Origin of the sequence: Hymenobacter nivis, assembly GCF_003149515.1 — a bacterium.
GTDB lineage: Bacteria > Bacteroidota > Bacteroidia > Cytophagales > Hymenobacteraceae > Hymenobacter > Hymenobacter nivis.
On sequence record NZ_CP029145.1, the window covers coordinates 2,488,728 to 2,514,106 of the forward strand.

A 25,379-nucleotide genomic window follows, 5' to 3' on the forward strand; every position below is an offset into this window, starting at 1 on the left:
CGCAATGCCCTGAATCTAACGGGCCGGCAAGTGATGCAGGTGGCGGTTAGGCCCCAAGTTACTACTTTCTACTGGGCGCTCAGCAACCCCTCGGCCAGGGCCCTATCGTTACTCAGGCGGGGCACTTTATTCTGGCCACCGAGCTTGCCCAGGCGCTTCATGTGGCGCTGGAACGCGCCGGGCGGCAGCGGCGTGAGTTGCAACGGCACGAGAATATTACCTTTTCTTAAGTCATCGTAGTAGGTGTTGCGCTGGCGTAGGGCCCCGTCCAGGGCCCCGGCGAAGGCGGCGGCATCAGCCGGGGCCCGGGCAAATTCTACCAGCCACTCGTGGCGCGAGGGCTGCGAGGGGTCGGCGCTGATGAGCGGGGCCACGGTGAACTCCACTACTTCCACCGCCGGATACTGCCGCATGGCTTCGCGCAGGGCCCCTTCCACCTCCTCGCCGATGACGTGCTCGCCGAAGGCCGAGAGGAAATGCTTGAGGCGGCCTGTGACTACCACCCGGTGCGGGGCCAGACTCACGAAGCGCACCGTATCGCCGAGCGAGTAGCCCCACAGGCCGGCGTTGGAGGTGAGGACGACGGCGTACTGGCGGTCCAACTCCACGTCGGCGATGGTGAGGCGGGGCGGGTTCTCCTCAAAAAACCGTTCGGCGGGCACGAATTCAAAGAAAATGCCGCTGTTCAGCAGCAGCAGCAGGCCGGGGTTGCCGGGCTGGTCCTGGAAGGCCAGGAAGCCCTCGGAGGCCGGAAACAGCTCGATGCTGTCGATGGGCCGGCCGATGCTTTCGAAAAGCTTGGCGCGGTAGGGCGCGAAGTTGACGCCGCCGTATACGAACAGATTGAGGTTCGGGAAAACGTCTTTAATGGGCCGGCCGGTGAGCTGGATGAGCTTGTCGAAGTACATCTGCACCCAGGGCGGGATGCCCGAAATCAGCGTCAGGTCTTCGGGCAGCGTTTCCTCCACGATGCGGTCGAGCTTGGCCTCCCAGTCCTCGATGATGTTCGCCTCGTAGCTCGGCAGTTGGTTGCGGCGCAGGTAGGCCGGCACGTGGTGGTTGGCGATGCCCGAGAGGCGGCCGGTGGCAATGCCGTGGTGTTGCTCCAGGGCCGGCGAGCCGCTGAGGAACATCAGCTTACCGTCCAGAAACTGGCTGCGGCCGGTGGCGTGCACGTAGTGCAGCAGCGCGTCACGGGCCCCGTTGATGTGGTTGCCGATGCTGGCCCGGGTGATGGGGATGTACTTGGTGCCGCTGGTAGTGCCGCTGGTTTTGGCCAGGTACAGCGGGTGGCCGGGCCAGAGCACGTCGGCCTCGCCGGCCTGGGTGCGGTCGAAGTACGGCTTCAGGCCCTCGTAGTCGCGCATGGGCACCAGGCGGACCAGGTCGGCGGGCGTGCGCAGGGCCCCCAGGCCGTGGGCCTGGCCAAAAGCGGTGGGAGCCCCAGTGGCGCCCAGCAGCCGCAGTAGCCGCAATTGCGCGGCCACCGGCTCGCGCTGCCACTGGCGGTCACGGTGCACGATGTAGGCGGCCAGGGGCCGGCTCAGCGTTGATTTTAATCCCATAACCCGAGCAAAACGCCCTTTTAGACGCCCGGCGAAAGTACGCCCGGGGCCCCCGCCGCCCGCCGGGCAGCAACCTTCGCCCGGGGGCCCCGTTTCCTATCTACACCTCCACTTATTCTTTCTTTACATCATGGCAGATCATGCAGGCAAGGCCGTTTGGAACGGCGACATTAAAGGCAGCGGCACCCTCACCACCGACAGCGGCCAGCTCAACGCGCCGTACTCGGCCAGCAGCCGCTTTGAGGGCAAGCCCGGCACCAACCCCGAGGAGCTGATTGGCGCCGCTCACGCCGGCTGCTACACCATGTACCTCACCAGCGTGCTCACCAAGCACGGCCACACCATCGAGAACATTACCACGACCAGCACCGTGACGATGAACCCCAACGATGGCCACCCAATCATCGAGCACATCCACGTGAACACCGTGGGCAAGGTGACGGGCGGCAACATCACGCCCGACGACTTCCAAAAGCACGCCGAAGACGCCAAGGCCAACTGCCCGGTGTCGAAGGCGCTGGGCGCCGTGCCCAAGATGACGCTCGAAGCCAAGCTGGCCTAGGTTAACTCCTATTACTTCCCGCTGCCGGTTTTGCGCCGGGGGCCCATTTGGCGGCTCCGACGCAAAACCGGCAGCGGGAAACTATTTTTGTCCCATGCCCACAGGTTCTACCCGCATCCGCCTCCGCCCCGCCAACACTTCCCGCGTCCCGTTTTGGGGCCAGCTGGCCATTGGCTTGTTCTGGGTGGTCTACGTTTTGGGCATGGCCTGGGGCGACCCCACGGCCCACGACTACCACTTCCTGCACTGGGTATTCCTGGCGTTCAGCCTCGTGTACATCGGCTACGTGCTGGTGAACAACGCCCCGATTTTTGGCACCCAGAGCTATTTGGAGTTCACGCCTGGCTACATGGTGCACAAAAACGGCCTGTTTCGCCCCAAGCAAGTGTTCGCCGTTGAAAACATTGTCAGCCTGGAGCTGCTGGCGTCGGTAATGCGCGTGCGCATGAAAGACAACGAATTGTATGCCCTCGACTTGAAAGAGGTGAAGGGCAAGCGCCGCAAGCTGGTGTTCCGCGAGCAAGTGCGCCGCTTCGCTGCCCGCTACGATATCAACCTGATTGAGCCCAATCCGCTACGCGGGTAGCCTGCCAGCCGGGGCCCCTACTTGGCGAATTTCTTGCGCAGGTCGTCGACCTGGCTGCGGAATTTCTTGTCCAGATCTACCAGATCCGACACGGTTTGCACCGAGTGCATGACGGTGGTGTGGTCGCGCCCGCCGAAGTGGAACCCAATGGTTTTCAGCGTGTGGCTGGTGTAGTGCTTGGCGAAGTACATGGCCACCTGCCGGGCCGTCACCACTTCCTTCTTGCGGGTTTTATCCTTCAGCAGGTCCACCGATACGTTGAAGTACGCGGCCACCGTTTTCTGGATGAAGTCGAGGTTTACTTCCGCCTCCACCTCCTCGATGATATGGCGCAGGGCCTGCTTTACCATTTCCAGGTCGATGTCGCGGCGCGAAAGGCTGCTCTGGGCCACCAGCGAGGCGATGACGCCCTCCAGCTCGCGCACGTTGGTGTGCACCGAGTTGGCCAGGTAATCGACTACGTGCGGGGCCGGAATGTCAATTCCGTCCTGCTCCATCTTGTTGCGGATGATGGCCACACGCGTTTCAAAGTCGGGCGTTTGCACATCGGCCGTCAGGCCCCACTTGAAGCGCGAGAGCAGCCGGTCTTCCAGGCCCTGCAAGTCCTTGGGCGGCCGGTCCGAGGTCAGCACAATTTGCTTGGCCGACTGCTGCAAGTGGTTGAAGATGTGGAAGAACATCTCCTGCGTCTTGTCCTTATCGGCCAGAAACTGCACATCGTCCAGAATCAGCACGTCTACTTGCAGGTAGAAGTTGGCGAAGTCCTGCACCTTGTGCGACTTCACGCTCTCGATGAACTGGTTCGTGAATTTCTCAGCCGACACATACAGCACGAACCGCTCGGGCGTGGTGGCCTTGATGTGGTTACCAATGGCCTGCACCAGGTGAGTTTTGCCCAGCCCCACGCCACCGTACACCATCAGCGGGTTGAAGCTGGTGGTGCCCGGCTTGTTGGCCACGGCAATGCCGGCCGAGCGGGCCAGGCGGTTGCAGTCGCCCTCAATATAGTTGTCGAACGTGTAGGAGCCGTTGAGCTGCGAGGGCACCAGGTTGCCGTCCACGGCGCGCGCCTGCTGGAAAGGGTTGCGCGGGGCGGCTTCGGCGGTGGCTGCGGAGGCCATCACGGGGCGGTTGCTGCCGGCGGCCTGGTAGTAGCGGGGGCCGCTGGCGGGCCCGTTGCCAGGCACGGGGCGGGGCCGCGCGTCGGGCGGCGGGGCGTCGCGCTCGGGGGCCGCCTGCTTGCGGGCCGGGGGCAGGTGCAGCGTTTTGGGCTGGTCGAGAGGCGTGCCCTGGTCCACCACCACGCTGTACTCCAGCCGGCCGGCGGGCCCCAGCTCCTGGAACAGGGCCCGGCGCAGCTCGTCCACGTAGTGCTCTTCGAGCCAGTCGTAGAAGTAGTTGCTCGGCACCTGGATGGTGAGTACGTTGTCCTTCAGCTCAATCGGCACAACGGGCCGAAACCACGTCTTAAAGCTTTGCTCGCCGATTTCGGCCGCAATCGTGCGCAGACAGCCTGCCCAAACGGTGCGAAAATCTTTGAGCATGGGATAAGTCCGCCAGCGAGCCGGGCAGCATCAAACGAGGGGTAGAAGAACAACCAAACCCGTTCCGAACGTGGAGGCGTTTGGGTTAGGGGGGGACAAAATTGTGGAAAACTTAGCAGGAAAAAAAGTCGGTTCTTCCTTGCTTATGTCGGGCTTTTAGCAGGCCCCACGCACGGGCACCACAGCGGCACTGGCTAGCCCGCCACGCTTGGCCCCTGGCGAAAATTCGTAGTCGAGCCGCCCCAGGTTGATGCCCGACCAGCCCACCTGGTTGATGAGCGCGGCGTGGCCATCGGGGCCCTGGATGGACTCGGGCGCATCCATGAAGGTGTGGGTGTGGCCGCCCAAAATTAGGTCGAGGCCGGCCACCTGGGCGGCCAGCTTGCGGTCGTCAATTTTTTCGTTGTCGTACTTGTAGCCCAGGTGCGAGAGGCAAATCACCATGTCGCACTTTTCGGGGCCCCGCAGCTGGGCCACCATTTCCTTGGCCTTGGCCACGGGGTCGAGGTAGCGGGTTTGGCCGAAGTTTTTGTCGCCCACCAGCCCGGCCAGTTCAATGCCCAGCCCGAACACGCCCACGCGCACGCCCTGCTTCACGAATACCTTGTAATCCTGGAATTTACCGGCCAGCGGCGTCTGGACAAAATCGTAGTTGGCGATAAGAAACGGGAAGCCGGCGTTGGGCAGCTGGCGCCCGAGGCCATCGAGGCCGTTGTCGAAATCGTGGTTACCCAAGGTGCTGGCGTCGTAGCCCATGCGGGTCATCAGCTTGTATTCCAGCTCGCCGCCGAAGAAATTGAAGTACGGCGTGCCCTGGAAAATATCGCCTGAGTCGAGCAGCAGCACGTTGGGCTCCTGGGCCCGCACATCGGCAACCAGGGCCGCGCGCCGGGCCATGCCGCCCAGGCCCGCCCACTGCCCGCCGCCCTCGGGAAATGGCTCAATGCGTGAGTGCATGTCGTTGGTGTGCAAGATGGTAAGCTTCACCGGGGCCCGCTGAATGGCCGCTTCGGCCGTGTTGGCCAGGGTCCCCAGCGCGGTGAGGCCGGCAGTGCCCAGCAAAGAATTACGGAGAAAGTCGCGGCGTTGCATATCGAATCAGTTAACAGTGAGCAGTTATCAATGAAAAATCGTTAGTCCGGCTCAACAGCGAACAGCTTTCGCAACTGCTAACTGTATCACTGTATCACTGTATCACTGCCTAATTGACTTTCACCCGGCCTTCGACCTGGGCCGTGACAGGCTGGCCGGCCTTGGTGAGGGCCCGGATGTGGTCGGCGATGGCGGTGCGCAGCAGCACGCCGGTGTGGCGCGGGGCGATGTTCTTGAAAAACACCATGTTGTCGCCGCCCCCGGCCAGGTAGTCGGAAATGGCGATGGCGTAGGATTTGGCCAGGGCGGCATCGAAGGGCTGGCCGCCGATGCGAATATCCTGGGCGCGGCCGTCGGGCATGGCCGTGTAGGTGGCCCCGGAAATGGCCATTTTCACGTGGGCGGCGTAGTCGAACAGCTGCTGCACGGTGGCGGCCGGCGCATCAAGCACCACCAGCTCGTTCTCAAAGGGCATCAGCTCGAACACGTTGCCCAGTGTGACGGGCCCCGCGGGCAGGCTGGCGCGCAGGCCGCCGTTGCTCATTACGCCCAGCGGCACGGGCTCGTGCAGTACCTCGGCGGCGCGCTGGCGCTGCAAGTCGGCCACAAAATTGGCCAGCGGTGACTCGCCCGATTTCTTGGTAAGGGCCACCGGGGCGGTGCCCAGCACGCCCTGCATTTCGGCCGTCACCTTGTCGTGGTAGGGCCGGATGAGGGCGGCCACGGCGGGGTCTTCGGCCTGGGTTTTGCCCACCGGCTGGCTCGTGGCGGGCGCGAAGTGGGCGGTGGGCCGGTAGGGGCCCCGCTGGCAGCCGGCGGCCACCAGGGCCAGTAACAGGCTGCTGGCAACGAGCTGGCGGTAGTGGGCGGCGAAGATCATAAACTGGCAAGCATTTTTTGAGAAATAACGTCGGCGCTGACCCACACCGTTTTATTTGAACAAATCGAGGGTCAGCAAGCCGTAGATGCGCGTGACGGGCGTAGCAATGCCCCCAACACCGCTGTAGCCGTCGCTGCGCTCATAGCGCACCAGCAGGTTCAGGTTGCGGCCTTGCCAAACGGGGGCGGCCAGCCCCACGCCACCCGTCAGGCCCAGCTCCAGCCGCCGAAAGCCGTCGGTGCCGAACACGGGCCGCGGCGAACCGGTGCCACCGCTGGAATTAATATCCTGCGCCGAATTATTGGTTTTGAAGGCATACGCCACCGCGCCCCCTGCTTCTGCAAACGGATGCACGTGCCCGTTGGGCAAGGTATAGCGGAGCAAAACGGGGGCCCGCAGGCCAGCCAAGTCAAATTTATAGGCGGTAGTGGTGGTCCCGACCGAGCTATACACCGGGCTTTTTCCCGTCAGCGCGTACTGCTGGGTTTCGTAGAACACATTGACCTGCAACGACAGCTTGCGGCTGTGGCGCGAAAATGGAACGGCCAGCGCCAGGCCCACCACGGGGCCGGTAGCCGCCTCAGAATCCGTGCTTAGCGCGTCTCCGGTGTTGATGGTGAGGCGGCCCTGCTGCACGCCCACCAGCAAGCCAACGGTGGGCCGGCCCGCATCCACACCCGGCGGCGCTGCAGGCGCCACGTGGCCGGCAGCTGGCGCCGCGCAAGCATTGTAGCGCGCCACGGCCCGGACCAGGGGCCGTTCGCCAAAGGCCAGCGTGGGCAGCATCGACTGGGCCGCCGGGCAGTTGGGCAAAGCCTGCGCCAGGGTAGCGCGGTAGGTACGCTGCTCGTCGTAGTACGTTTTGCCGTCGCGCTCTACCAACATCGTGCGATGCACCAACTCGCTGAGCGGCAGGGCTGGCGAAGCCACGTAATACCGGTCTTGCCCATCTTCGGCGCGCAGGTAGTACAGCTGGGCCGGGCCGTCGGCCAGCACCAGCAGGAAGCTGGGCGCGGTGGCAGGGGTCGGGGCCGGGGCGGGCGGGGGCCCCGGCACGGCCAATGCCCGGTAGTCCTCTTTGGGAGCTGCGTAGCCATAGGCCAGCACATCGGCAGGGGTGTACGTGGCGATGGCGCCGGCGGCATCGGGCCGGAAGCGGCACCGCGTGGCGTTCAGGCGGGCTTCGCGCCGGTCCACCAAGCCGCGCAGGGTGTCGCCGGCGGTGCGCACCACGTAGCCGCTGCGGAAATCGGCTTGGGCCCGGGCTTCCTGGCCAGAGGCCACCAGCCCAACCCAGGCAAAAACAGAAATTATGAGGCAATTATTTTTTCGCATAAACTTTACGCTTGAACATAATACTTGGACATAAAACCGGAACATAGCAGCGGGTAAAGGTAAGCGGGCACGCGAAGCCCCAACAACTGTTTGGGGGCCGGGGCGGTATCTTGCGGCCCCCCGCGGCCCGGACCGGCTGCGGTTTCCCACCCCCGCCTTATGTCCGAACCCCTGCCGGCGCCACCGGTTGCTTTCACTGAATTTCCGGCCCTGACCACCGCCGCCTGGCAGGCCCGCCTGGCCCGTGACCTCAAGGGCCAGGATCCGGCCGTGCTGCGCTGGCCCCTGCCCGGCGGCCCGGTGCTGGAGCCGTTTTACCACCGCGAGGCCCTCGACGCGCTGGGGGGCCCGCCCGCGCCCCTGCCTTTCCCGGCCCGGCCCTGGCAGAACGTGCCCGCCCTGCCCGTGCCGGCCGGTACCGACGGCCACTTCGAGATTGAGCGCGCCGTAACGTCGCTGGCCCACGGGGCCGAGGGCGTGCACTTCGAGTTGGCCACGGCTTCGGCCTTTGATGCCGACTACCTGGCCCAGCGGCTGCCGCTGGGGGCCACGTTCGTGGGCTACACCGTGGCCGAGGGCCCCGACGAGTTGCTAGCCCGCCTGGCCGCCGCCGCGCCGGGCGTGGCGCTGCGCGGCTTCCTGTGCTTTGCGCCGCTGCTGGGGCCCGAGGGCGGCACGCCACCGCAATACGCCGGGGCCCTACGCTACTGCGTGGCCCTGGCCCAAACGTGGCCCGACTTCCGGGCGCTGGCCGTGAACGCGGCGTACTTCGGCAACGCCGGGGCCACCGGCGGGCAGCAGTTGGCCTATGGCCTGAGCACCGCCGCCGCCCTGCTGGCCACCCTACCCGACGCGGCCACGCCCCTGGCCGCCGTGACCGGGGCCTTGCACTGGCACGTAGCCGTGGGTCCCAGCTATTTCCCCGAGCTGGCCAAGCTGCGGGCCCTGCGCCGCCTCTGGCCTACATTGCTGCACGCCTACGGCCTGCCGCCCGCCGCCGCCGCCACCCTGCGCGTGCACGCCGCCACCGCCACCTGGACGCAAACCACCCTCGACCCGCACACCAACCTGCTGCGCGCCACCACCGAGGCCATGAGCGCCGTGCTGGGCGGGGCCGACTCCTTATCGGTGGGTACGTTCGACAGCTTGTACGCCGTGCCCAACGAGTTCTCGGGCCGCCTGGCGCGCAACCTCTCGCTGGTGCTGCGCGAGGAAGCCCACTTCGGCGCCGTGCAAGACCCCGCCGCCGGCTCGTACTTCGTCGAAACCCTGACCGACGAGCTGGCCCGCGCGGCCTGGGCCCTGTTCCAGCAAACCGAAGCCGCGGGCGGGCTGCCGGAAGCCCGCCCGCTGGTGCTGGAGGCCGTGCACGCCACGGCCACGGCCACATTCCAACGCATCGCCGCCGGCAAGCAAGTGGTGGTGGGCACCAACCGCTTCGAGAACCGCGCTGAACGCTTTGCCTTCAACCCCAAGAAGTTGCTGCGCTCGGCCGCCTTCGATACCACGCGCGCCACGTACCCGTCGGAGGTCTTGCGCCTGGCCACGGCCCTGCACTTCGAGCGGCGCGAGCGCAAGACCCGGCAGGCGGCGCTGGTGCTGCTGGGCGCGGGCGTCAACCGCCACATCGAAAACTCGTTTTGGCAGTCGCTACCGGCCCTGGAGCGTCCCGAGCTGGCCGCCAGCCACCCCGATGGCACCCTCTCGTTCCTATTCTCCTCGCCCGAGGAGGCCACGCTGATGTACGCCACGCCCGAGCAGTTCCAGCGCTTCGCCCGCTTCCTCTACCGCATTCCGGTCGAGCGCCAGATGTTCATGGCGCCCGTGCTGCTCTCGTCCGACTTGGCCACGCTACAGGAGGCCCTGCGCGTGTTCGGCTTCCAGGAAATGCGGGTGCAGGGCTACACCACCGAAGAAGTGCTGGCCCGCCTGCAAGGGCGGTAGGCTTCAATTAAAATTAAAAATGAAGAGTTATGAATTATGAATTTCCACCTTGGCTCTTCGGCAAAAATCAAGGCCGGACCAGCTGATTCGCTGATTTTTAATTCATGATTTTTAATTTTTAATTCTCCCCTATGAAACCCGACTTCGCCGCCATTGCCTACGACGCCGCGCCACCCCAGCCCGCCCCCGGGGGGGGCCAGGCGCCAGCCCAGCCCACGCCCGAAGGCATTGCGCTGAAGCACAGCTACTCCGCCGCCGATGTGGCCCACCTCGACCACCTGGGCTTCGGGGCCGGGCAGGCGCCCTACCTGCGGGGGCCCTACGCCAGCATGTACACCCAAAACCCGTGGACGGTGCGGCAATACGCGGGCTTCTCGACGGCCGAGGCCAGCAACGCCTTCTACCGCCGCAACCTGGCCGGCGGCCAGAAAGGGCTGAGCGTGGCCTTCGACCTGGCCACCCACCGCGGCTACGACTCGGACCACCCGCGCGTGCAGGGCGACGTGGGCAAGGCCGGCGTGGCCATCGACTCGGTGGAGGACATGAAGATTCTGTTCGACCAGATTCCACTGGACCAGATGTCGGTGAGCATGACCATGAACGGGGCCGTGCTGCCGGTGCTGGCCTTCTTCATCGTGGCGGCTGAGGAGCAGGGCGTGCCGCCCGAAAAGCTGACCGGCACCATTCAGAACGACATTCTGAAGGAGTTCATGGTGCGCAACACCTACATCTACCCGCCGGGCCCCAGCATGCGCATCATCGCCGATATTTTTAGCTATACGGCGGCGCGCATGCCCAAGTTCAACTCCATTAGCATCAGCGGCTACCATATGCAGGAAGCCGGCGCCACCGCCGATTTGGAGCTGGCCTACACCCTGGCCGACGGCCTGGAGTATGTGCGCGCCGGCCTGGCCGTGGGCCTGCCCATTGATGACTTTGCGCCGCGCCTGTCGTTTTTCTGGGCCATTGGCATGAACCACTTCATGGAAATTGCCAAGCTGCGCGCCGGCCGCCTGCTTTGGGCCAAGCTCATGCAGCAGTTCAACCCCCAGAACCCTAAAAGCCTGGCCCTGCGCACGCACTGCCAAACCTCGGGCTACTCCCTCACTGAGCAGGACCCCTACAACAACGTGGCCCGCACCGCCATCGAGGCGCTGGCGGCCGTGCTCGGCGGCACTCAAAGCCTGCACACCAACGCCCTGGACGAGGCCATTGCCCTGCCCACCGACTTCTCGGCCCGCATTGCCCGCAATACCCAACTGTACTTGCAGCACGAAACCGACGTGACGAAAGTGGTGGACCCCTGGGGCGGCTCATACTACGTCGAAACCCTGACCCACGAACTGGCTGATAAAGCCTGGGCCCTCATCCAGGAAGTGGAGGAGCTCGGCGGCATGGCCAAGGCCATCGAAACCGGCCTGCCCAAACTGCGCATCGAAGAGGCTGCCGCCCGCAAGCAGGCCCGCATCGACGCCGGCAAGGAGGTGATTGTGGGCGTGAACAAATACCAGACCGACGAGAAAACCGAGGTTGAAGTGCTAGACATCGACAACGATGCCGTGCGCGAAAGCCAGATGGCCCGCCTCACCCACGTGAAGGCCACCCGCGACGACGTGGCCGTGAAAGTGGCCCTGGCCGCCCTCACCGAAGCCGCCGGCCTGCGCCTGGCCGACGTGGCCGCCGAGGCCCGGGGCCCCGAAGCCATGCCGCATAACCTGCTGGCCCTGGCCGTAACCGCTGCCCGCGCCCGCGCCACGCTGGGCGAAATCTCGGACGCACTGGAGGCTATGTACGGCCGCCACCAGGCCACCACGCGCACCGTGGCGGGCGTGTATTCACAGGAAATGAGCCATAACGAGGAATTTGCCCGGGCCCGCGCCGCCGCCGATGCCTTCGCCACCGCCGAAGGCCGCCGCCCGCGGATGCTGGTGGCCAAAATGGGCCAGGACGGCCACGACCGGGGCGCGAAAATCATCGCCACCAGCTTCGCCGACGTGGGCTTCGACGTAGACATGGCGCCCCTCTTCCAAACCCCCGGCGAAGTGGCTGGCCAGGCCGTGGACAACGACGTACACGTGGTGGGCGTGAGCAGCCTCGCCGCCGGCCATAAAACCCTGCTGCCCCTGCTCATCCAAGAGCTAAAAGACCAAGGCCGGCCCGACATCCTGGTTATCGCCGGCGGCGTCATTCCCGCCCAGGATTATCAGTTCCTGTTCGATGCCGGCGTGGCAGGCGTGTACGGCCCCGGCACGGTGATTGCCAAAGCCGCGCAGGAGATTTTGGGCAAGCTGGTTGCCCCCGAACCTCCGACGCTTGGCTGATTTAGCCTTTTCAAATCTTTCAAAAACAGGCTATTTGCGGCGCATCGGCTGCCACTGCCGGTAGGTAGCGCTGCGCCACAGCCACTCCAGGGGCCCATAGCGGAAGCGGTGCAGCCAGGCGTGCGCCGCGGCGGCTTGGGCGGCGAATAGGAGCGCGGCGGCCCCGAGCACCACTTGCAGCGGTAGGCCGGCTGCCCCCACGTAGCGCCGGCCGCACCAGGCGAAGAGCAGCAGACATAAGGATTGCAGCACGTAGGTGCTCAGGCCCATTTTGCCTAGGGGGCCCAGCCAGGCCAGGGCACGCCGAAACAGGGGCTGCCGGTACAGTTGCATCATGCCGGCCAGGTATAGGGCCGAGACGGCGAGACTTTTCAGGGTGAAAAAGGTGTCGTAGAAACGAATCGCCGGACCAATTCCCGCGCCCACTACCGAGGCGAATTGGCTGTAAAAGAGCTTGGCGCCGGCAAACCCAACCGCTGCTACAACCAAAACCCGGTTAAAAAATACCCGGTTGGCAGCGGTATCGGCAAATGCATCGCGGCGGCCCAAGTACAGGCCGAGCACGAACATGGCGGCAACGGTGAATACCCGAAATCCAGAAAATTCGTCTACCAGAAAACTACCCACCGCCTCCCCAAAAGCCCCGGTGAACAGCGCCGTGACCGGCGCCAGCCAAAAGGCAAACCCCAGTCCGCCGACGAAAAGCAACCCGCTTGCAAACAACAGCCACGCGTTGCGCCACCGGTACACCAGCACCAGCAGCAAGCCCACCACGGCGTAGATGTGCAAAATTTCAAACTCGAACAGCAGCCGGTGCAGCCACCCCAGGGCCCCCAGCAGCGCTAGCCGCCACACGAAGCGCGCGGTGTAGGGCTGGCCTTTGGCTCCGGCGCTGCGCAGCTGCAAAGCAAAACCCAGCCCAAAAAGCAGCGAGAAGATGCTGAAAAACTTCCCCGCCACGAACGTGTCAATTGCCAGCCGAACGGCTGTTTCGCCGGCGCTTGGCGGGCCCGCGGGGCCCGTGCCGTCGCCACGCTGGCCCACAAAAGTTATTAGGAAGTGCACCAGCCAGATGCCCAGTAAAGCGAAGCCGCGCAGCGCGTCCACCGCTTCGAGCCGCACCGGGGCGGCGGGGCCAGCGGGCGACGGAGCAACCGGCTCAGAGGAAAACGTTGGGTTTGCTTGCACGCCGGGGTTCAGTTGGGCCCCACCGGTGGGGCCCTGGCAAAACTAACCGTTGGCGGCGCTTTGGCTGGAGGCAAGGCAACCCCGCCGGACGAGTGCTAGGCGGCGGTGGGAGTGCCGGGCCCGGCGGCCAGCGGCTGGGCAGAATAGAAGTAGCGGCTGGAGTGCGCAGCAGCACCCGCGGGCTGGGCGGGTTTGTGAACCGCTTTGGCCATGGCAAAGCCACAACCAAAAGACAAGCAAGCAAACGCCAGCACCCGAAAAGTAAAATTGTTTAATACCGTGTTCATAAATAAGTAATTTACAACCTTAATTAATCGTCATCATCAATAAGATACAAATTATTGCAATAAATACCCAAAATGTTTGTAGGCCAAATACTTCGTTTGCAATAGATCTGACAAATAAAGGCAATTATTTACGGTCTAACTGATTTTAGTTTTGTTAAAAAACAACGTAAGAAATAAGCTTGCTTTAATATTATTTTTATTATAATTTTTCCAATTATCGAGTGCAGTTTTAACTTCCCGGTCTTGGGCTGGGGGCCCAATTATGGGGGTGGGACGGGCGGCCGCCGGTGCCAAGGCCCCGGTGTGGCCGTTACGCGGTGCCAATTGATTTTCCTTACTCTTTTTCCTGGCTCCTGGATCTTCCACTCACCAGGTAAAATGGCCCTCTTGAGGGTTCCACGGCGGGTACCGGCCTGGCCATTACCCAGCGGCTGGCGGCCACGGGGGCCCACCTCATTGCTTATCGGGCGCGCGGGGGCCAGCAAAAAAGGTCCGCCGCCCCTAACCAGTGGTTGGAGCGGCGAACCTTTTTTTCTGGGGGGCCCAGCGGGACTTATTCGGCCGCTTCGGGCTCGCCGCCGAGCAGCACACAGGCTTCCTGGTTGCCTTGCTGGCCGGCGAGGTGCAGGGCGGTGAGGCCGCGGGCGTCCTGCACGGTGGCGTCGGCCCCGGCTTCGAGCAGGAGTTTAACCAGCTCGTTGCGGCCAAACATGGTGGCAAACATGAGGGCCGTGCTGCCGTTGCCGTTGGTCAGGTTCAGGTCGGCGCCGCGGGCGATGAGCAGGCGGGCAATTTCGGAGTAGCCCTTGAAGCTGACGCCCATCAGGGCCGAGTTGCCGCTGGCGTCCCGCACATTGGGGTCGGCGTGGTGGTCGAGCAGCACGCGGACTGCGGCGAGCTGGTTGTCGTAGGTGGCTAGAACGAGGGCCGAGAAACCCTTATCGTTTTGAGCATTGATGCCAACGGCAGAGTTTTGCAGCAACTGTTCAATTTGGGCTACATCGCCTTTGCGGGCGGCATCAAACAGCAGGTCTTGGGGGTGAGCAGCGGGAGATTCCATGAGAAAGCGGGTTAGAACAAGAATAATTTGCTGGCCGATACGCGGCAAGACCGTTTTGCGCCGGGTGGGGTGGGCCCGGGGCCATAAGAAAGTCTTCCCGGGCTGGGAGGCTTTCTTATGCTATGCGTTGTGGCGTAGGTGCTTATAGCAGTTTAAGGGCCCTTCCCCGGCGGCAGTGCTTTATGTATCCCGCACACCGAATGCGAAACTGTTTTTTAAGCCTGGGGCTCCTCCGGAATGGCTGGCTCCTTGGGATCTTTCGGGGCCACCGAGCCGTTGGCGACGGTGGGTTGGGGCTCTTTTGCGGGCGCCGGGGCCGGTATGGGCGCGGGCTTGAGGGCCCCGGATTCTCTTACCCGAATGCCCGCGTCCTTCAGCTTGCCCCACGAGAAATTGCCCGTAACCAGAGCGCTGGCCACGGCGAGGCCCGCGGCGGCCAGCGCCCCGGCCAGCAACGGGTTCAGCGTGGTGCGGGTGTAGTAGCTCTTCATTACGTGGCCGGGGTAGTCGCTGTGAGCGTGGCCGCCCAGGCCGGGCTGCCGCAGGCCCCCGGCGGGGTTACCGGCGGGCTTGTCGCTTTTCTCCTGGCCCACAATGGCCTTGGCGCTGATCCAATCCATCACGCCGGGCGCCAGCTTGTTGGTGACGCTCATCACTTTGCCACCACCGCCCACGTAAATGTCGCGCATGGGGTGCACCGCGGCGTGCAAAATGGCGTTGGCCACTTCCTCGGGCGCGTACACGGGCGGCGGCAGCTGCAATTCGCTGTCAGTATAGTTGCGCACGTTCTTGTTAAAGGGCGTGTCGATGCTGGCCGGCTTGATGAGCGTGACCGTGACCGGGGCCTGCTCGTGCTCCAGCTCGATGCGTAACGCGTCGGTGAAGCCCTTCACGGCGTGCTTGCTGGCCGAGTACATGCCCTGCATGGGAATGGCCACGTCCGACACCACGCTGCCCAGGTTGATGAGGGCCCCGCCGTGCGCCTTAAAGTGCTTGAGGGCCTCCAGCGAGCCGTTGACGATACCCCAGAAGTTGGTTTCGAACAGGCGGTGGTGATCTTCGGAATTGCCGTCTTCGATGCGGCCGAAAATGCCCACGCCGGCGTTGTTCACCCACGTATCGAAGCCGCCGAAGTGGCTGCGGGCGGCCTCGGCGATGCGGGCCACATCGACGGGCTTGGCCACGTCGGCGGCCACGGTGGCCACGTGGGCCCCGGCTTGCTCAAGCTGCCCGGCCACGGCGCGCAGGTCTTTTTCGGAGCGGGCGGCCAACACGAGGCGGGCCCCGGCCCGGGCGGCGGCGCGGGCCGTGGCCAGGCCGATGCCGCTGGTAGCGCCGGTGATGACAATGATTTGCTGGTCGAGCGGTTTGGGTTGGTGGGCCATGGGAAGCGAGGAAATGAAAGGAAACCGGATGCTTTAGTCACGCGGGCAACTTCCCTGCTTACGCGGCCGCGCCCCGGTTGGATATGCCGGGCTTACCGGGGCCCCACCGGGCCGCGGCCCGGGCTGCCGGCTTCTCGCCGGCGGCCCGGTAATCGCCAGGGGCCCAAGAATAACGTAAGCAAGGCAACGATGGGCGGGCCACTGGCGAAAAGCCGGCAGCCCGCCCCGTCCCTACCTTTGCCCAAGCTCATTCCCGTCCCCAAATGACCCCTGATTTTACTATAAAAACCCTGGCTTTGCTGGGCAGCACCGGCTCCATCGGCACGCAGGCGCTGGAGGTAGTGCGCCAGCAGCCGGGCCGCTTCCGGGTAGCCGTGCTGAGTGCCCAGCGGCAGTGGGAGTTGCTGGTGCGGCAAGCGCTGGAGTTCCGGCCCGCCGTGGTGGTCATCGGCGACGAGAGCCTCCGGGCCCCCGTGCAGGCCGCCCTGGCCGGGCAGCCCGAAACCGAGGTACTGGCGGGCCCCGGGGCCCTGGCCGAGGTCGTCACGCGCCCCGAAATCGACATTGTGCTCACGGCACTGGTGGGCTACGCCGGGCTGCTGCCCACGGTGGCCGCCATCCGGGCCGGCAAAGACATTGCGCTGGCCAACAAGGAAACCCTGGTGGTAGCCGGCGAGCTCATTACCAGCTTGGTGCAGCAGCACGGCGTGCGCCTGCTGCCCGTCGATTCTGAGCACTCGGCCATTTTCCAATGCCTGGTGGGCGAGGCGCTGAACCCGATTGAGAAAATCATCCTCACCGCCTCCGGGGGCCCCTTCCGTGGCCGCTCGGCCCGCGAGATGGAGGCCGTGACCAAGGCCCAGGCCCTCAAGCATCCCAACTGGGACATGGGCGCTAAAATCACCATCGACTCGGCCTCGCTCATGAACAAGGGCCTGGAAGTGATTGAGGCCAAGTGGCTGTTCGGGCTTGACGATGAGCAGATTGACGTGGTGGTGCACCCCCAGAGCATTGTGCACTCGCTGGTACAGTTCGCCGACGGCTCGCTGAAGGCCCAGCTGGGCCTGCCCGACATGAAGCTGCCCATCCAGTACGCCCTCGGCTACCCGCAGCGGCTGGCCAACACGTTCCCGCGGTTCTCGTTTCTCGACTACCCGTCGCTCACGTTTGAGGCCCCCGACCGGGCGGCGTTCCCCAACCTGGAGCTGGCCTTCGGGGCCATGCGCCGGGGCGGCAATGCGCCCTGTATCCTCAACGCAGCCAATGAGATAGCCGTGGCCGCATTTTTGCGAGAGGCAGTCGGATTCCGCCAGATGTCCGACCTTGTGGCCGGGTGCCTGGCGCGGGTGCCGTACCTTGCGGCCCCGTCGCTCGACGATTTAATGCACACCGATGCGGAAACGCGGCGGGTGGCTATGAGCTTAATTAAAAATTGAGAATTAAAAATTAAGAATCAGTGTAGCTCTTTCAGCCACTGTCCCTTTTAGTTTTTGGTTTCGGTGATTTTTAATTCATAAATTTTTAATTTTTAATTCCTGCTTCTTGGAAATTCTCGTTATGGCCGGCCAGCTGCTGCTGGGCCTGTCGCTGTTGGTAGGCTTGCACGAATTCGGCCACTTCGCCTTCGCCAAGCTGTTTAAGATTCGGGTCGATAAGTTCTACATCTTCTTCGACTTCCTGTTTCCGCTGCCGGCGGTGATGAACTTCGCTCTGGTCAAGAAAAAAATCGGCGAGACGGAGTACGGGATCGGCTGGTTCCCCCTGGGCGGCTACGTCCAAATCCACGGGATGATTGACGAAACCCAGGACGCCGATGCCCTGGCCGGCCCCCCGCAGCCCGACGAGTTTCGCTCGAAACCGGCTTGGCAGCGCCTGTTGGTGATGCTCGGCGGCATCATCATGAACGTGATTACCGGCATCGTCATTTTCTCGGCCATCACCCTGTACTATGGCGAAAACTACCTGCCCGCTTCCGAGGCCCGCTACGGCATCCTGCCTAACGGCCTGGGCCGCAGCATGGGCTTCCGCACCGGCGATAAGATCGTGAAGATCAACGGCCGGCCCTTCGCCGAGTTCGACGAGGTGTACAAGCCCGACGTGCTGCTGGGCTCACATTCCTACTTCACCGTGGAGCGCGGCAGCCAGTTGGTAGACGTAAACGTGCCAGCCAACTTCATGGATCACTTCGCCCAGCAGAAAGACAGCCTGTTTGTGCGGCCCCGCGAGCCTTTCACCGTGGGCCGCGTAGTGGCCGGCAACCCGGCCGCCGAAGCGGGCCTCAAGCCCGGCGACCGCATCGTGGCCATCGCGGGCAAGCCCATCCAGTTTTTTGACGAGCTGCAGGCCGCCCTGGTGGCCAACGCCGGCAAGAAGACCACCCTCGCCGTGGAGCGCGACGGCCAGCCCTTGACCCTGACGGCGGCCGTGACGGCCGCAGGCAAGCTCGGCTTCGAGCCCAAACCTACCATGCACTTCGAGCAGCGCCAGTACACCTTGGCCCAGGCCGTGCCAGCGGGCGTCAGCAAAGCCTTTGGCGTCATCAGCCTACAAGGCCGCGCCATTGCCAAGATTTTCCGCGGCGAAGCCAAGGCCTCGGAGAGCCTCGGGGGCCCCGTGGAAATTGCCCAGCAGTACGGCGGGCAGTGGGATTGGCAGCGCTTCTGGGGCCTCACCGGCGGCCTGAGCATGGTACTGGCCTTCATGAACTTACTGCCCATCCCAGCCCTCGACGGCGGCCACGTGGTGTTCCTGCTCTACGAAATGATTGCCCGCCGCAAGCCATCCGACAAGTTCCTGGGCGTAGCCCAGCAAATCGGTACGGTCCTGATCCTGATGCTGATGGCCTACGTCATCATCCTCAAGCCGCTGCTCAAGGCAATCCACTAAAAACGAACGGCTTTATTGCCGCTTTTCATCCTCGTTAGGCCGTCATGCTAAGCGTAGCCGAAGCATCTTTTCCGCCCAAGTAATTTTTTACTCAGCGGGAGAGATGCTTCGCTGCGCGCTGCACGACGTTATTTTTGTGCTGTTTTTTATTTAGGAACAACTTTAAACCCTTCCGCCCATGCTGTCCTTTGCGCCGTTGCTCGGTTTGGTTTTGACGTTGCTGGCCCCTCCCGCGCCCAGTAGCCCGAAGTTGCACGCCTACCACGCCAGCATCACGGAGCTGCGCTACAACGCGGCCAAGCAGCAGCTGGAACTGGCTACCAAAGTCTTCACCGACGACTTTGAGAAGGGCCTGTCGGAAGGCCGCCCGGCGCACGTGGACTTGCAAACGGCGGGGCCCACCGGGGCCCTCATAGCTGCTGATTATCTGCGCCGCACGCTGGTGCTGCACACGCCCGCCGGGGCCCCGCTGCCGCTGCAATTCATTGGCATGCAGCCCGAAAAGGATTCGTACTGGCTGTATTGCAAAGCGGCCGTGCCGGGCAAAACGACAGGCGTGCAAGTGCGCAATTCCTTGCTGCTCGATTCCTTCGCCGACCAGATGAACATCGTGAACCTGGAAGCCAACGGCAAGAAATCCAGCGCCCTGCTGCGCCAGGGCCACGAGCAGGAAACGCTGAGTTGGTAGCAAGTAGCGCGGACTTTATAGTCCGCGGCTCCCGCTTCGTCCTGCCAGTAATCGTTCGGCGACCGTTCAACCGCGCGGACTCGCAGAGTCCACGCTACGGCCCGGCGCTACTGATCCAGCGCCTCGCGCAAAAAGCCGCAGAACGGCACCAGGGCCCCCAGCCGCGCCAGCACGTAGCCACGAAAATCCTGTTGGGCCAATGCTTCGGCGTCCGGTATTTCCTGGCTGATGATGAAGCTCTTATGCTTCAGGAATTCGATTTCGGGGTGGGCGGGGTCGTAGCCAGCGGGGGCTTTTTTGAGGCGGTCACCGCCCAGGCCGGCGAAGTATTGGCGGAAGCCGGGGGCCCCCAGCACGGCGCGCAGGCCAGCAGCATTGTAGTCGATTTCCTGACGGATGATGGCCAGCTGCGCTTTGTCGGGCTGATAGAGGCCGGCGGCCACCAGCGTACCGCCGGGGCCCACCTGCACGTAGTAGCCGGGCGCGTCGACGTCTTTGCCCGCGCTGGCGGTGAAGTAGGCAGAAAAGTGCGTTTTGTAGGGGTCTTTGTTCTTCGAGAAGCGCACGTCGCGGTAGATGCGAAACACGCTGGTACGGCCCAGGGGCCCCGCCAGCGCCGGGTCGAGCCGGTTCAATGCCTGCCGCCAGAAGGCGGCATCTTCCTCAAAATCAGCCCGAAGGCGGGTGTACTCGGCCTTGCGCTCCTGGAACCAGGCGCGGTCGTTGTGCGCGGCCAGACCGGCAAGGAAATCAAAAAGCGGGGAAAGCTGCATGGGCGTACCAACGAAAAACGGGGCCCCGCGGCCAACTAGCCGGGGGCCCGCAAAATAGCAGCGGCCGGCCGGCGTTGTATCACTCAAGGGCGAGGCAGGGCTTAAATCCGCTGATAACTACCTGAACGTCATGCTCACCTGACGTTCTACGTTTTAACCAGGTGGCCCCATACATAGGGCCCTGCGGTTGGCCCGGTTTTCGTTTACCTGGCGTCTACGCTGCTTTTTTTGCACCCATGAAGATTCCCATTTTTCCCCTGCGCCTGCTCGTGCTACCACTGTTGCTGCTGGCCAGCGCGGCCAGCGCCCAGCGCCCTACCGACCTTTGGTACTTCGGCCAGCAGGCCGGCTTACGCTTCGCCGACGGGGCCCCCACGCCCTTGCTCGACGGCAAGATGAGCACCTACGAGGGCTGCGCCGTGGCCACTACTGGCAAGGGCGAGCTACTGTTTTATACCAACGGCATCAGCGTCTGGAACCGCGAGCACAAAATAATGCCCAACGGCCAACACCTAATGGGCGGCACCAGCGCCACGGGCCCCGGCAGCAGCACACAGTCGGCGCTAATTGTACCCGACCCGGGCTCGGGCAATTTGTTCTACATCTTTACGGTAGCCCCGCAGGGCGGGCGCGACGGCCTGCGCTACTCGCTGCTGGACATGACGCGCGCCGATGGCCTCGGCGACCTGCCCCGCACCAACCTGCTGCTGGTGCAGCCCGTGGCCGAGAAGCTGGCCGCCGTGCGCCACGCCAACGGCCGCGACACCTGGGTGCTGGCCCACCGCTGGAACTCCAGCGCTTTTGTGGCCTACCTCGTCACGCCCGATGGTGTGCAGGGCAACAAGCCAGTGCTCAGCAGCGTGGGCAGCGTGAACTCGGGGCCCGGCCGCAACGCCATCGGGGCCCTGAAGTTCTCGCCCGACGGCCGCCATGTGGCCGCGGCGCTATGGCGCGAAAACAATAAGTTTGAGGTGTACGACTTCGACCGCAGCACCGGCAAGGTCAGCAACGCCCGCAGCTACGGGCCCTACGCCGAGGCCTACGGCGTCGAGTTTTCGCCCGACGGCAGCAAGCTCTACGGCAGCTGCAACGGCACGGGCGGCGGCGAAACCCAGATTTGGCAGTTCGACCTGGCCAAGAAAGGCGCCGCCACGCTGGTGGGCCGCTCGGCCAACCGCAAGATCGGGGCCCTGCAACGGGGCCCCGACGGCAAAATCTACGTGGCCCGCGAGGACAACCCCAGCCTCGGCGTCGTGCAAATGCCCAATGCTGCCGGCAAAGCGTGCCAGTACGTCGATGATGGCCTTAAGCTGGGCGGCCGGCGCAGTAAATTGGGGCTACCCAACTTCGTGGTAGTGCCCTAAAAGCTGTTAGCTGTTGTTCTTATTGATTTTGAAGCTTTTTAGGAAGTCTGGAAATTCAAAATTGAACGTCATGCTCATCTGGCAATTTCCTAAACAGCTTCTTTAATGCGGTGGCGCGATACCAAGCAACGGCACGCTTTTTTCTTAAGCGTAGTTACCATTCGCGCCATTCGTTCTCGTTTTTGCCATGAATAAATCTTCCTTTTTCGCGTTGCTGCTGGCCCTTTCGGGGGCCTCGCTGGGGGCCCAGGCCCAGTTTTCGCTACCCAAAATCGGTGGCTTCAAGCTGCCCACGCTGGGCAAAACCACCCCGGCCACCAGCACCACCGGCGTGCCCGCGGGCGTGAGCAGCACCGAGGCGGCCAGCGGCCTCAAGGAGGCTCTCATCCAGGGCATCAGCAAGGGCGCCGACCTGGCTTCCAAAACCGATGGTTTCAACCTCAACAGCCTGATTCGCATCCCGTTCCCGCCCGATGCGCAGCGCGTGGCCACCACGTTGCGCAGCATCGGGCTGGGCAGCCAGGTCGATAAATTTGAGCTGTCGCTGAACCGCGGGGCCGAGGACGCGGCCAAGAGCGCCAAGCCCATTTTCCTGAACGCCATCAAAAGCCTGTCGTTCAGCGACGTGTGGGGCATCCTCACCGGCCCGAAAGATGCGGCCACGCAGTACCTAAAGCGCACCACCACCACGCAGCTCACCACGGCCTTCCAGCCCATCATGCAGCAGAGCCTTGATAAAGTGGACGCTACCAAGTATTACACCGGCCTCACCACGCGCTACAACCAACTGCCGCTCGTGACGCCTGTGCAAACCAACCTCAACCAATACGCCACCAGCAAGGCCATCGACGGCCTTTTCACGCTCATCGCCCAGCAGGAAGCCGACATCCGCGAAAACCCCGTGGCCCGCACCACCGCCCTGCTAAAAAAGGTATTCGGCGGCTAAAGAATGTGGCGCGGCCTTTGGTCTTTGAGGCCCCGGTAGGCCGTCATGCCCATCTGGCGTCCACGCAGTGAGGCATCTCTTTCACGCAAGTAATCAGGATTTACTGCCGCGAGAGAGACGCTTCACTGCGTTCTGCACGGCGGTCTATTCTGTTGTTTATATCCAGTTGCGACAGCGGGCCAAACCGTATTAGCCGGTAAGTTTGCGGGGCCTAACCACTGCCCCCGCCCCTACCTTGCCCGCCCCCCGCCTTTCCGCTGCTGCTTTTGTTGAGGGATTACTAGCCGGGCAGCGCGGCGTGCTGAGCCGCGCCATTACGCTGGTGGAAAGCACGTTGCCCGCCGACCGGGTCCTGAGCCAGGAGGTGCTGCAAGCCGTGCTGCCGTGCACCGGACGCAGCCTGCGCATCGGCATCACAGGCGTGCCGGGCGTCGGCAAAAGCACGTTTATTGAGGCCCTGGGGCGCCACGTGGTGGGAACGTTGGGCAAAAAACTGGCCGTGCTGGCCGTTGACCCCAGCAGCCAGCGCGGCGGCGGCAGCATTCTGGGCGACAAAACCCGGATGCCGTGGCTATCGGCTCACCCGGCGGTGTTCGTGCGGCCCTCGCCGGCCGGCACCAGCCTGGGGGGCGTCACGCGGGCCACCCGCGAGGCGCTGCTGTTGTGCGAGGCGGCGGGCCACGACGTCATTTTCGTCGAAACCGTGGGCGTGGGGCAGTCCGAAACCGCCGTGCACGGCCTGGTCGATTTCTTCCTGCTGCTGCTGCTGGCCGGCGCCGGCGACGAGCTTCAGGGCCTCAAGCGCGGCATTATGGAAATGGCTGATGCGCTGTGCATCACCAAGGCCGACCATGCCAACGAGCAGGCCGCCCGCCGCGCCCGCGTCGATTACCAGAGCGCGCTGCACCTGTTCCCGCCCGCGCCCTCGGGCCAGGTGGTACCGGTGCTGCTCACCTCCGCCGTCACCGGCGCCGGCCTGCCCGAAACCTGGGCCACCATCGAAACCTACGCCGCCACGGCCCAGGCCAGCGGCTACTTCGCGCAGCGCCGGGCCGAGCAGCAGCTTCAATGGTTTGAGGAGGCCGTGCAGCAGGCCCTGGCGGCGCAGTTCTACGGCCGGGCGGGCGTGTGGGGGGCCCTGCCGGGCGTGCGCGCCGCCGTAGCAGCCGGGCAGCTCACGCCCTGGGCCGCGGCAGAACGGCTGCTAGGGGCAGAGTAGCGCGCCGCGGAGCAACCGATGCAAGGCTTTCGGGGTTAGCAGTGAACAGTGGGCAATGCGGGGGCCCCGGGCCGTCATGCTGAGCTTGTCGAAGCATCTCTCCAGCTGACTAAATCAATCAATTTTTTTAGTTGGCGGGAGAGATGCTTTGGCTGCGCTCAGCATGAAGGTCCGGGGCCCCCGCATTGCCCACTGCTAACTGTTCACTGCTAACTGATACTACCCATGCCCGTTCGCCACTACCCGACCCTGCACACCTACGTGGAGGCCAACCGCCGCACCACGCCCGAGTACGACGACGTGGCCCTGGAGCTACTGGAAGGGGCCCTGCCGCCCGACCTGGTGGGCACACTGCTGCGCAACGGCAACGGCCACTTCGAGCAGCACGGTGTACTGTACAACCACCTGTTCGACGGCGACGGGATGGTGGCGCGGTTCGTGTTCGACGGGCAGACGGTGCGCTACCGCAACCGCTACGTGCGCACCGATGAGTTCGTGGCCGAGGAGCAGGCCGGGCGGATGCTCTACCGCAGCTTCGGCACCAACCTGCCCGGGGGCCTACGCACCAACTTCCTCAAAACCAAGTTCAAAAACACCGCCAATACCAGCCTGGTGCAGCACGGCGGCCAGTTGCTGGCCCTGTGGGAAGGCGGCCTGCCCCACGCCCTCGACCCCGCCACGCTGGCCACCCGCGGCCGCTTCGACTACGGCGGGGTACTGCGCAACCCGTTCTCGTGGCTCGACCGGCGCATCACGCCCGAACTGCCGTTTTCGGCCCATCCCAAGGTGCACCCCACCACCGGGGTGCTGCACAACTTCGGCACCGTAGCGGGCACCCAGCACCGGCTGGTACTCTACGAGGTGAGCCCCGCGGGGGAGGCCCGGCTGGCCCACGTGCTGCCCATGCCCGAGGCCACCTTCGCCCACGACTTCGTGCTGACTGAGAGCGGGCACCAGATTTTTTTTCTGACCCCGGTGGCCTTCGATGTGCTGCGGGCCTTCGCGGGGCTGACCTCGCCGGCGGCCTCCATTAAGGTGAACACCACCCAGCCGACGCAAATTATCGTGGTGGCCCCGGACGGCGTCGTGCACAGGCTGCATACTGAATTTGGCTTCGTGTTTCACTTCGTGAATGGCTTCCAAGATGCCGACGGCACGCTGGTGGCCGACGCGCTGCTGCTCGGCAACTACCCCGACTCGGCCAGCATGAAGGCGTACTTGAGCGGCCACCTGCCCGACGACCAGCCCCAGGCGCGCTTCGTGCGCTTCCGCCTCGACCTGGCCGCCGGCACCGTAGCCCGGCAGTCGCTGTCGGACTGCGAGGGGGAGCTGCCCGAAATCCACCCCGACCGCCTGGGCCGCCCCTACCGCTACGCCTGGACCATCGGCCGCCCGCCGGGCCACCCCCTGCCCCTGCTCGACCACCTGCTCAAGCTCGACGTGCAGACCGGCGAAGTGCGCCACGCCTACGCCCCCGACACCCTGTGCAGTGAGCCCGTAGTAGTGCCCCGCCCCGGCAGCACCGCCGAAGACGACGGCTACCTGGCCTACCTGCGCTACTCGGCCGCCACCGACACCACCGATTTAATCGTGGCCGACGCGGCCGATATGCGCCTGCTGGCGCGCCTGCGGCTGCCGCACCACATCCCGCTAGGGTTTCATGGTATGTGGCTGAAGTAGGGCTACTGAGGAATGAATGGTCGTATGTTTGGCGGAGCACTACTTCCTCCTTTCCGATTTGCCAATCTTTCAAT

General features: G+C 64.1%; 21 protein-coding genes. 11 read left to right on the forward strand and 10 right to left on the reverse strand.

Annotated elements, in window-relative coordinates:
- Positions 1-68: 68 nt before the first annotated feature.
- Positions 69-1,565 carry a GH3 family acyl-acid amido synthetase gene (locus DDQ68_RS11000; protein ID WP_109656342.1) on the reverse strand — a complete coding sequence of 499 codons (1,497 nt, stop codon included), beginning with the start codon at positions 1,563-1,565 and terminating at the stop codon, positions 69-71.
- A gap of 130 nt (positions 1,566-1,695) precedes the next feature.
- Between DDQ68_RS11000 and DDQ68_RS11005 the strand changes: the two genes are divergently transcribed.
- Together DDQ68_RS11005 and DDQ68_RS11010 are read left to right on the forward strand one after the other, a co-directional pair.
- Complete coding sequence (locus DDQ68_RS11005) at positions 1,696-2,127, forward strand: OsmC family peroxiredoxin (protein ID WP_109656343.1); 432 nt, start codon at positions 1,696-1,698, stop codon at positions 2,125-2,127.
- A gap of 94 nt (positions 2,128-2,221) precedes the next feature.
- Positions 2,222-2,713 carry a hypothetical protein gene (locus DDQ68_RS11010; protein ID WP_109656344.1) on the forward strand — a complete coding sequence of 164 codons (492 nt, stop codon included), beginning with the start codon at positions 2,222-2,224 and terminating at the stop codon, positions 2,711-2,713.
- 17 nt (positions 2,714-2,730) lie between these two features.
- On the opposite strand, the gene dnaA is transcribed toward DDQ68_RS11010, so the two are convergent.
- The 4 genes from dnaA to DDQ68_RS11030 all read right to left on the reverse strand — a co-directional run bounded on the left by dnaA (position 2,731) and on the right by DDQ68_RS11030 (position 7,513).
- Positions 2,731-4,257, reverse strand: coding sequence for a chromosomal replication initiator protein DnaA (dnaA, locus tag DDQ68_RS11015; protein ID WP_109656345.1), 1,527 nt, complete (start codon positions 4,255-4,257; stop codon positions 2,731-2,733).
- 156 nt (positions 4,258-4,413) lie between these two features.
- Positions 4,414-5,349 carry a bifunctional metallophosphatase/5'-nucleotidase gene (locus DDQ68_RS11020; RefSeq protein ID WP_109656346.1) on the reverse strand — a complete coding sequence of 312 codons (936 nt, stop codon included), beginning with the start codon at positions 5,347-5,349 and terminating at the stop codon, positions 4,414-4,416.
- A gap of 109 nt (positions 5,350-5,458) precedes the next feature.
- Complete coding sequence (locus DDQ68_RS11025) at positions 5,459-6,229, reverse strand: 5'-nucleotidase C-terminal domain-containing protein (RefSeq protein ID WP_109656347.1); 771 nt, start codon at positions 6,227-6,229, stop codon at positions 5,459-5,461.
- Between the two features lie 51 nt (positions 6,230-6,280).
- Entirely contained in the window at positions 6,281-7,513 is a 1,233-nt protein-coding gene (locus DDQ68_RS11030; protein WP_162550029.1) for a porin family protein, read from the reverse strand.
- A gap of 210 nt (positions 7,514-7,723) precedes the next feature.
- Between DDQ68_RS11030 and DDQ68_RS11035 the strand changes: the two genes are divergently transcribed.
- Positions 7,724-9,508 carry a methylmalonyl-CoA mutase family protein gene (locus DDQ68_RS11035; protein WP_109656349.1) on the forward strand — a complete coding sequence of 595 codons (1,785 nt, stop codon included), beginning with the start codon at positions 7,724-7,726 and terminating at the stop codon, positions 9,506-9,508.
- A 131-nt stretch (positions 9,509-9,639) separates the two neighbouring features.
- The gene (gene scpA / locus DDQ68_RS11040; protein WP_109656350.1) at positions 9,640-11,829 is read left to right on the forward strand and encodes a methylmalonyl-CoA mutase; all 2,190 of its coding nucleotides are present in this window, start codon (positions 9,640-9,642) and stop codon (positions 11,827-11,829) included.
- 30 nt (positions 11,830-11,859) lie between these two features.
- On the opposite strand, the gene DDQ68_RS11045 is transcribed toward scpA, so the two are convergent.
- The 4 genes from DDQ68_RS11045 to DDQ68_RS11060 all read right to left on the reverse strand — a co-directional run bounded on the left by DDQ68_RS11045 (position 11,860) and on the right by DDQ68_RS11060 (position 15,749).
- Positions 11,860-13,017, reverse strand: coding sequence for a DUF418 domain-containing protein (locus tag DDQ68_RS11045; protein WP_162550030.1), 1,158 nt, complete (start codon positions 13,015-13,017; stop codon positions 11,860-11,862).
- Positions 13,018-13,112: 95 nt separating this feature from the next.
- Positions 13,113-13,304: a hypothetical protein gene (locus DDQ68_RS23460; RefSeq protein WP_109656352.1), complete on the reverse strand. Its 192-nt coding sequence runs from the start codon at positions 13,302-13,304 to the stop codon at positions 13,113-13,115.
- A 553-nt stretch (positions 13,305-13,857) separates the two neighbouring features.
- Positions 13,858-14,364, reverse strand: a complete 507-nt coding sequence (locus DDQ68_RS11055) for an ankyrin repeat domain-containing protein (protein WP_109656353.1) — start codon at positions 14,362-14,364, stop codon at positions 13,858-13,860.
- Positions 14,365-14,579: 215 nt separating this feature from the next.
- The gene (locus DDQ68_RS11060) at positions 14,580-15,749 is read right to left on the reverse strand and encodes an SDR family oxidoreductase (RefSeq protein ID WP_109656354.1); all 1,170 of its coding nucleotides are present in this window, start codon (positions 15,747-15,749) and stop codon (positions 14,580-14,582) included.
- A gap of 263 nt (positions 15,750-16,012) precedes the next feature.
- Here DDQ68_RS11060 and DDQ68_RS11065 point away from each other — a divergent pair, with 263 nt between their 5' ends.
- From DDQ68_RS11065 to DDQ68_RS11075, 3 genes are all read left to right on the forward strand, one after another.
- Positions 16,013-17,185, forward strand: coding sequence for a 1-deoxy-D-xylulose-5-phosphate reductoisomerase (locus DDQ68_RS11065; RefSeq protein WP_109656355.1), 1,173 nt, complete (start codon positions 16,013-16,015; stop codon positions 17,183-17,185).
- A gap of 106 nt (positions 17,186-17,291) precedes the next feature.
- A complete protein-coding gene (gene rseP, locus DDQ68_RS11070; protein WP_109656356.1) occupies positions 17,292-18,635 on the forward strand; it encodes an RIP metalloprotease RseP in 1,344 nt (447 codons plus the stop codon).
- 178 nt (positions 18,636-18,813) lie between these two features.
- Complete coding sequence (locus tag DDQ68_RS11075) at positions 18,814-19,323, forward strand: DUF6702 family protein (RefSeq protein WP_109656357.1); 510 nt, start codon at positions 18,814-18,816, stop codon at positions 19,321-19,323.
- Positions 19,324-19,430: 107 nt separating this feature from the next.
- On the opposite strand, the gene DDQ68_RS11080 is transcribed toward DDQ68_RS11075, so the two are convergent.
- A complete protein-coding gene (locus DDQ68_RS11080) occupies positions 19,431-20,096 on the reverse strand; it encodes a DUF2461 domain-containing protein (RefSeq protein ID WP_162550031.1) in 666 nt (221 codons plus the stop codon).
- A 236-nt stretch (positions 20,097-20,332) separates the two neighbouring features.
- Between DDQ68_RS11080 and DDQ68_RS11085 the strand changes: the two genes are divergently transcribed.
- The 4 genes from DDQ68_RS11085 (at position 20,333) to DDQ68_RS11100 (ending at position 25,305) form a co-directional block, all read left to right on the forward strand.
- Complete coding sequence (locus DDQ68_RS11085; RefSeq protein WP_109656359.1) at positions 20,333-21,460, forward strand: TolB-like translocation protein; 1,128 nt, start codon at positions 20,333-20,335, stop codon at positions 21,458-21,460.
- A 187-nt stretch (positions 21,461-21,647) separates the two neighbouring features.
- Complete coding sequence (locus tag DDQ68_RS11090; RefSeq protein WP_109656360.1) at positions 21,648-22,406, forward strand: DUF4197 domain-containing protein; 759 nt, start codon at positions 21,648-21,650, stop codon at positions 22,404-22,406.
- A 235-nt stretch (positions 22,407-22,641) separates the two neighbouring features.
- On the forward strand, positions 22,642-23,625 hold the full coding sequence (gene meaB / locus DDQ68_RS11095) for a methylmalonyl Co-A mutase-associated GTPase MeaB (RefSeq protein WP_109656361.1): 984 nt from the start codon (positions 22,642-22,644) through the stop codon (positions 23,623-23,625).
- 225 nt (positions 23,626-23,850) lie between these two features.
- The gene (locus tag DDQ68_RS11100; protein ID WP_109656362.1) at positions 23,851-25,305 is read left to right on the forward strand and encodes a carotenoid oxygenase family protein; all 1,455 of its coding nucleotides are present in this window, start codon (positions 23,851-23,853) and stop codon (positions 25,303-25,305) included.
- Positions 25,306-25,379: the final 74 nt, after the last annotated feature.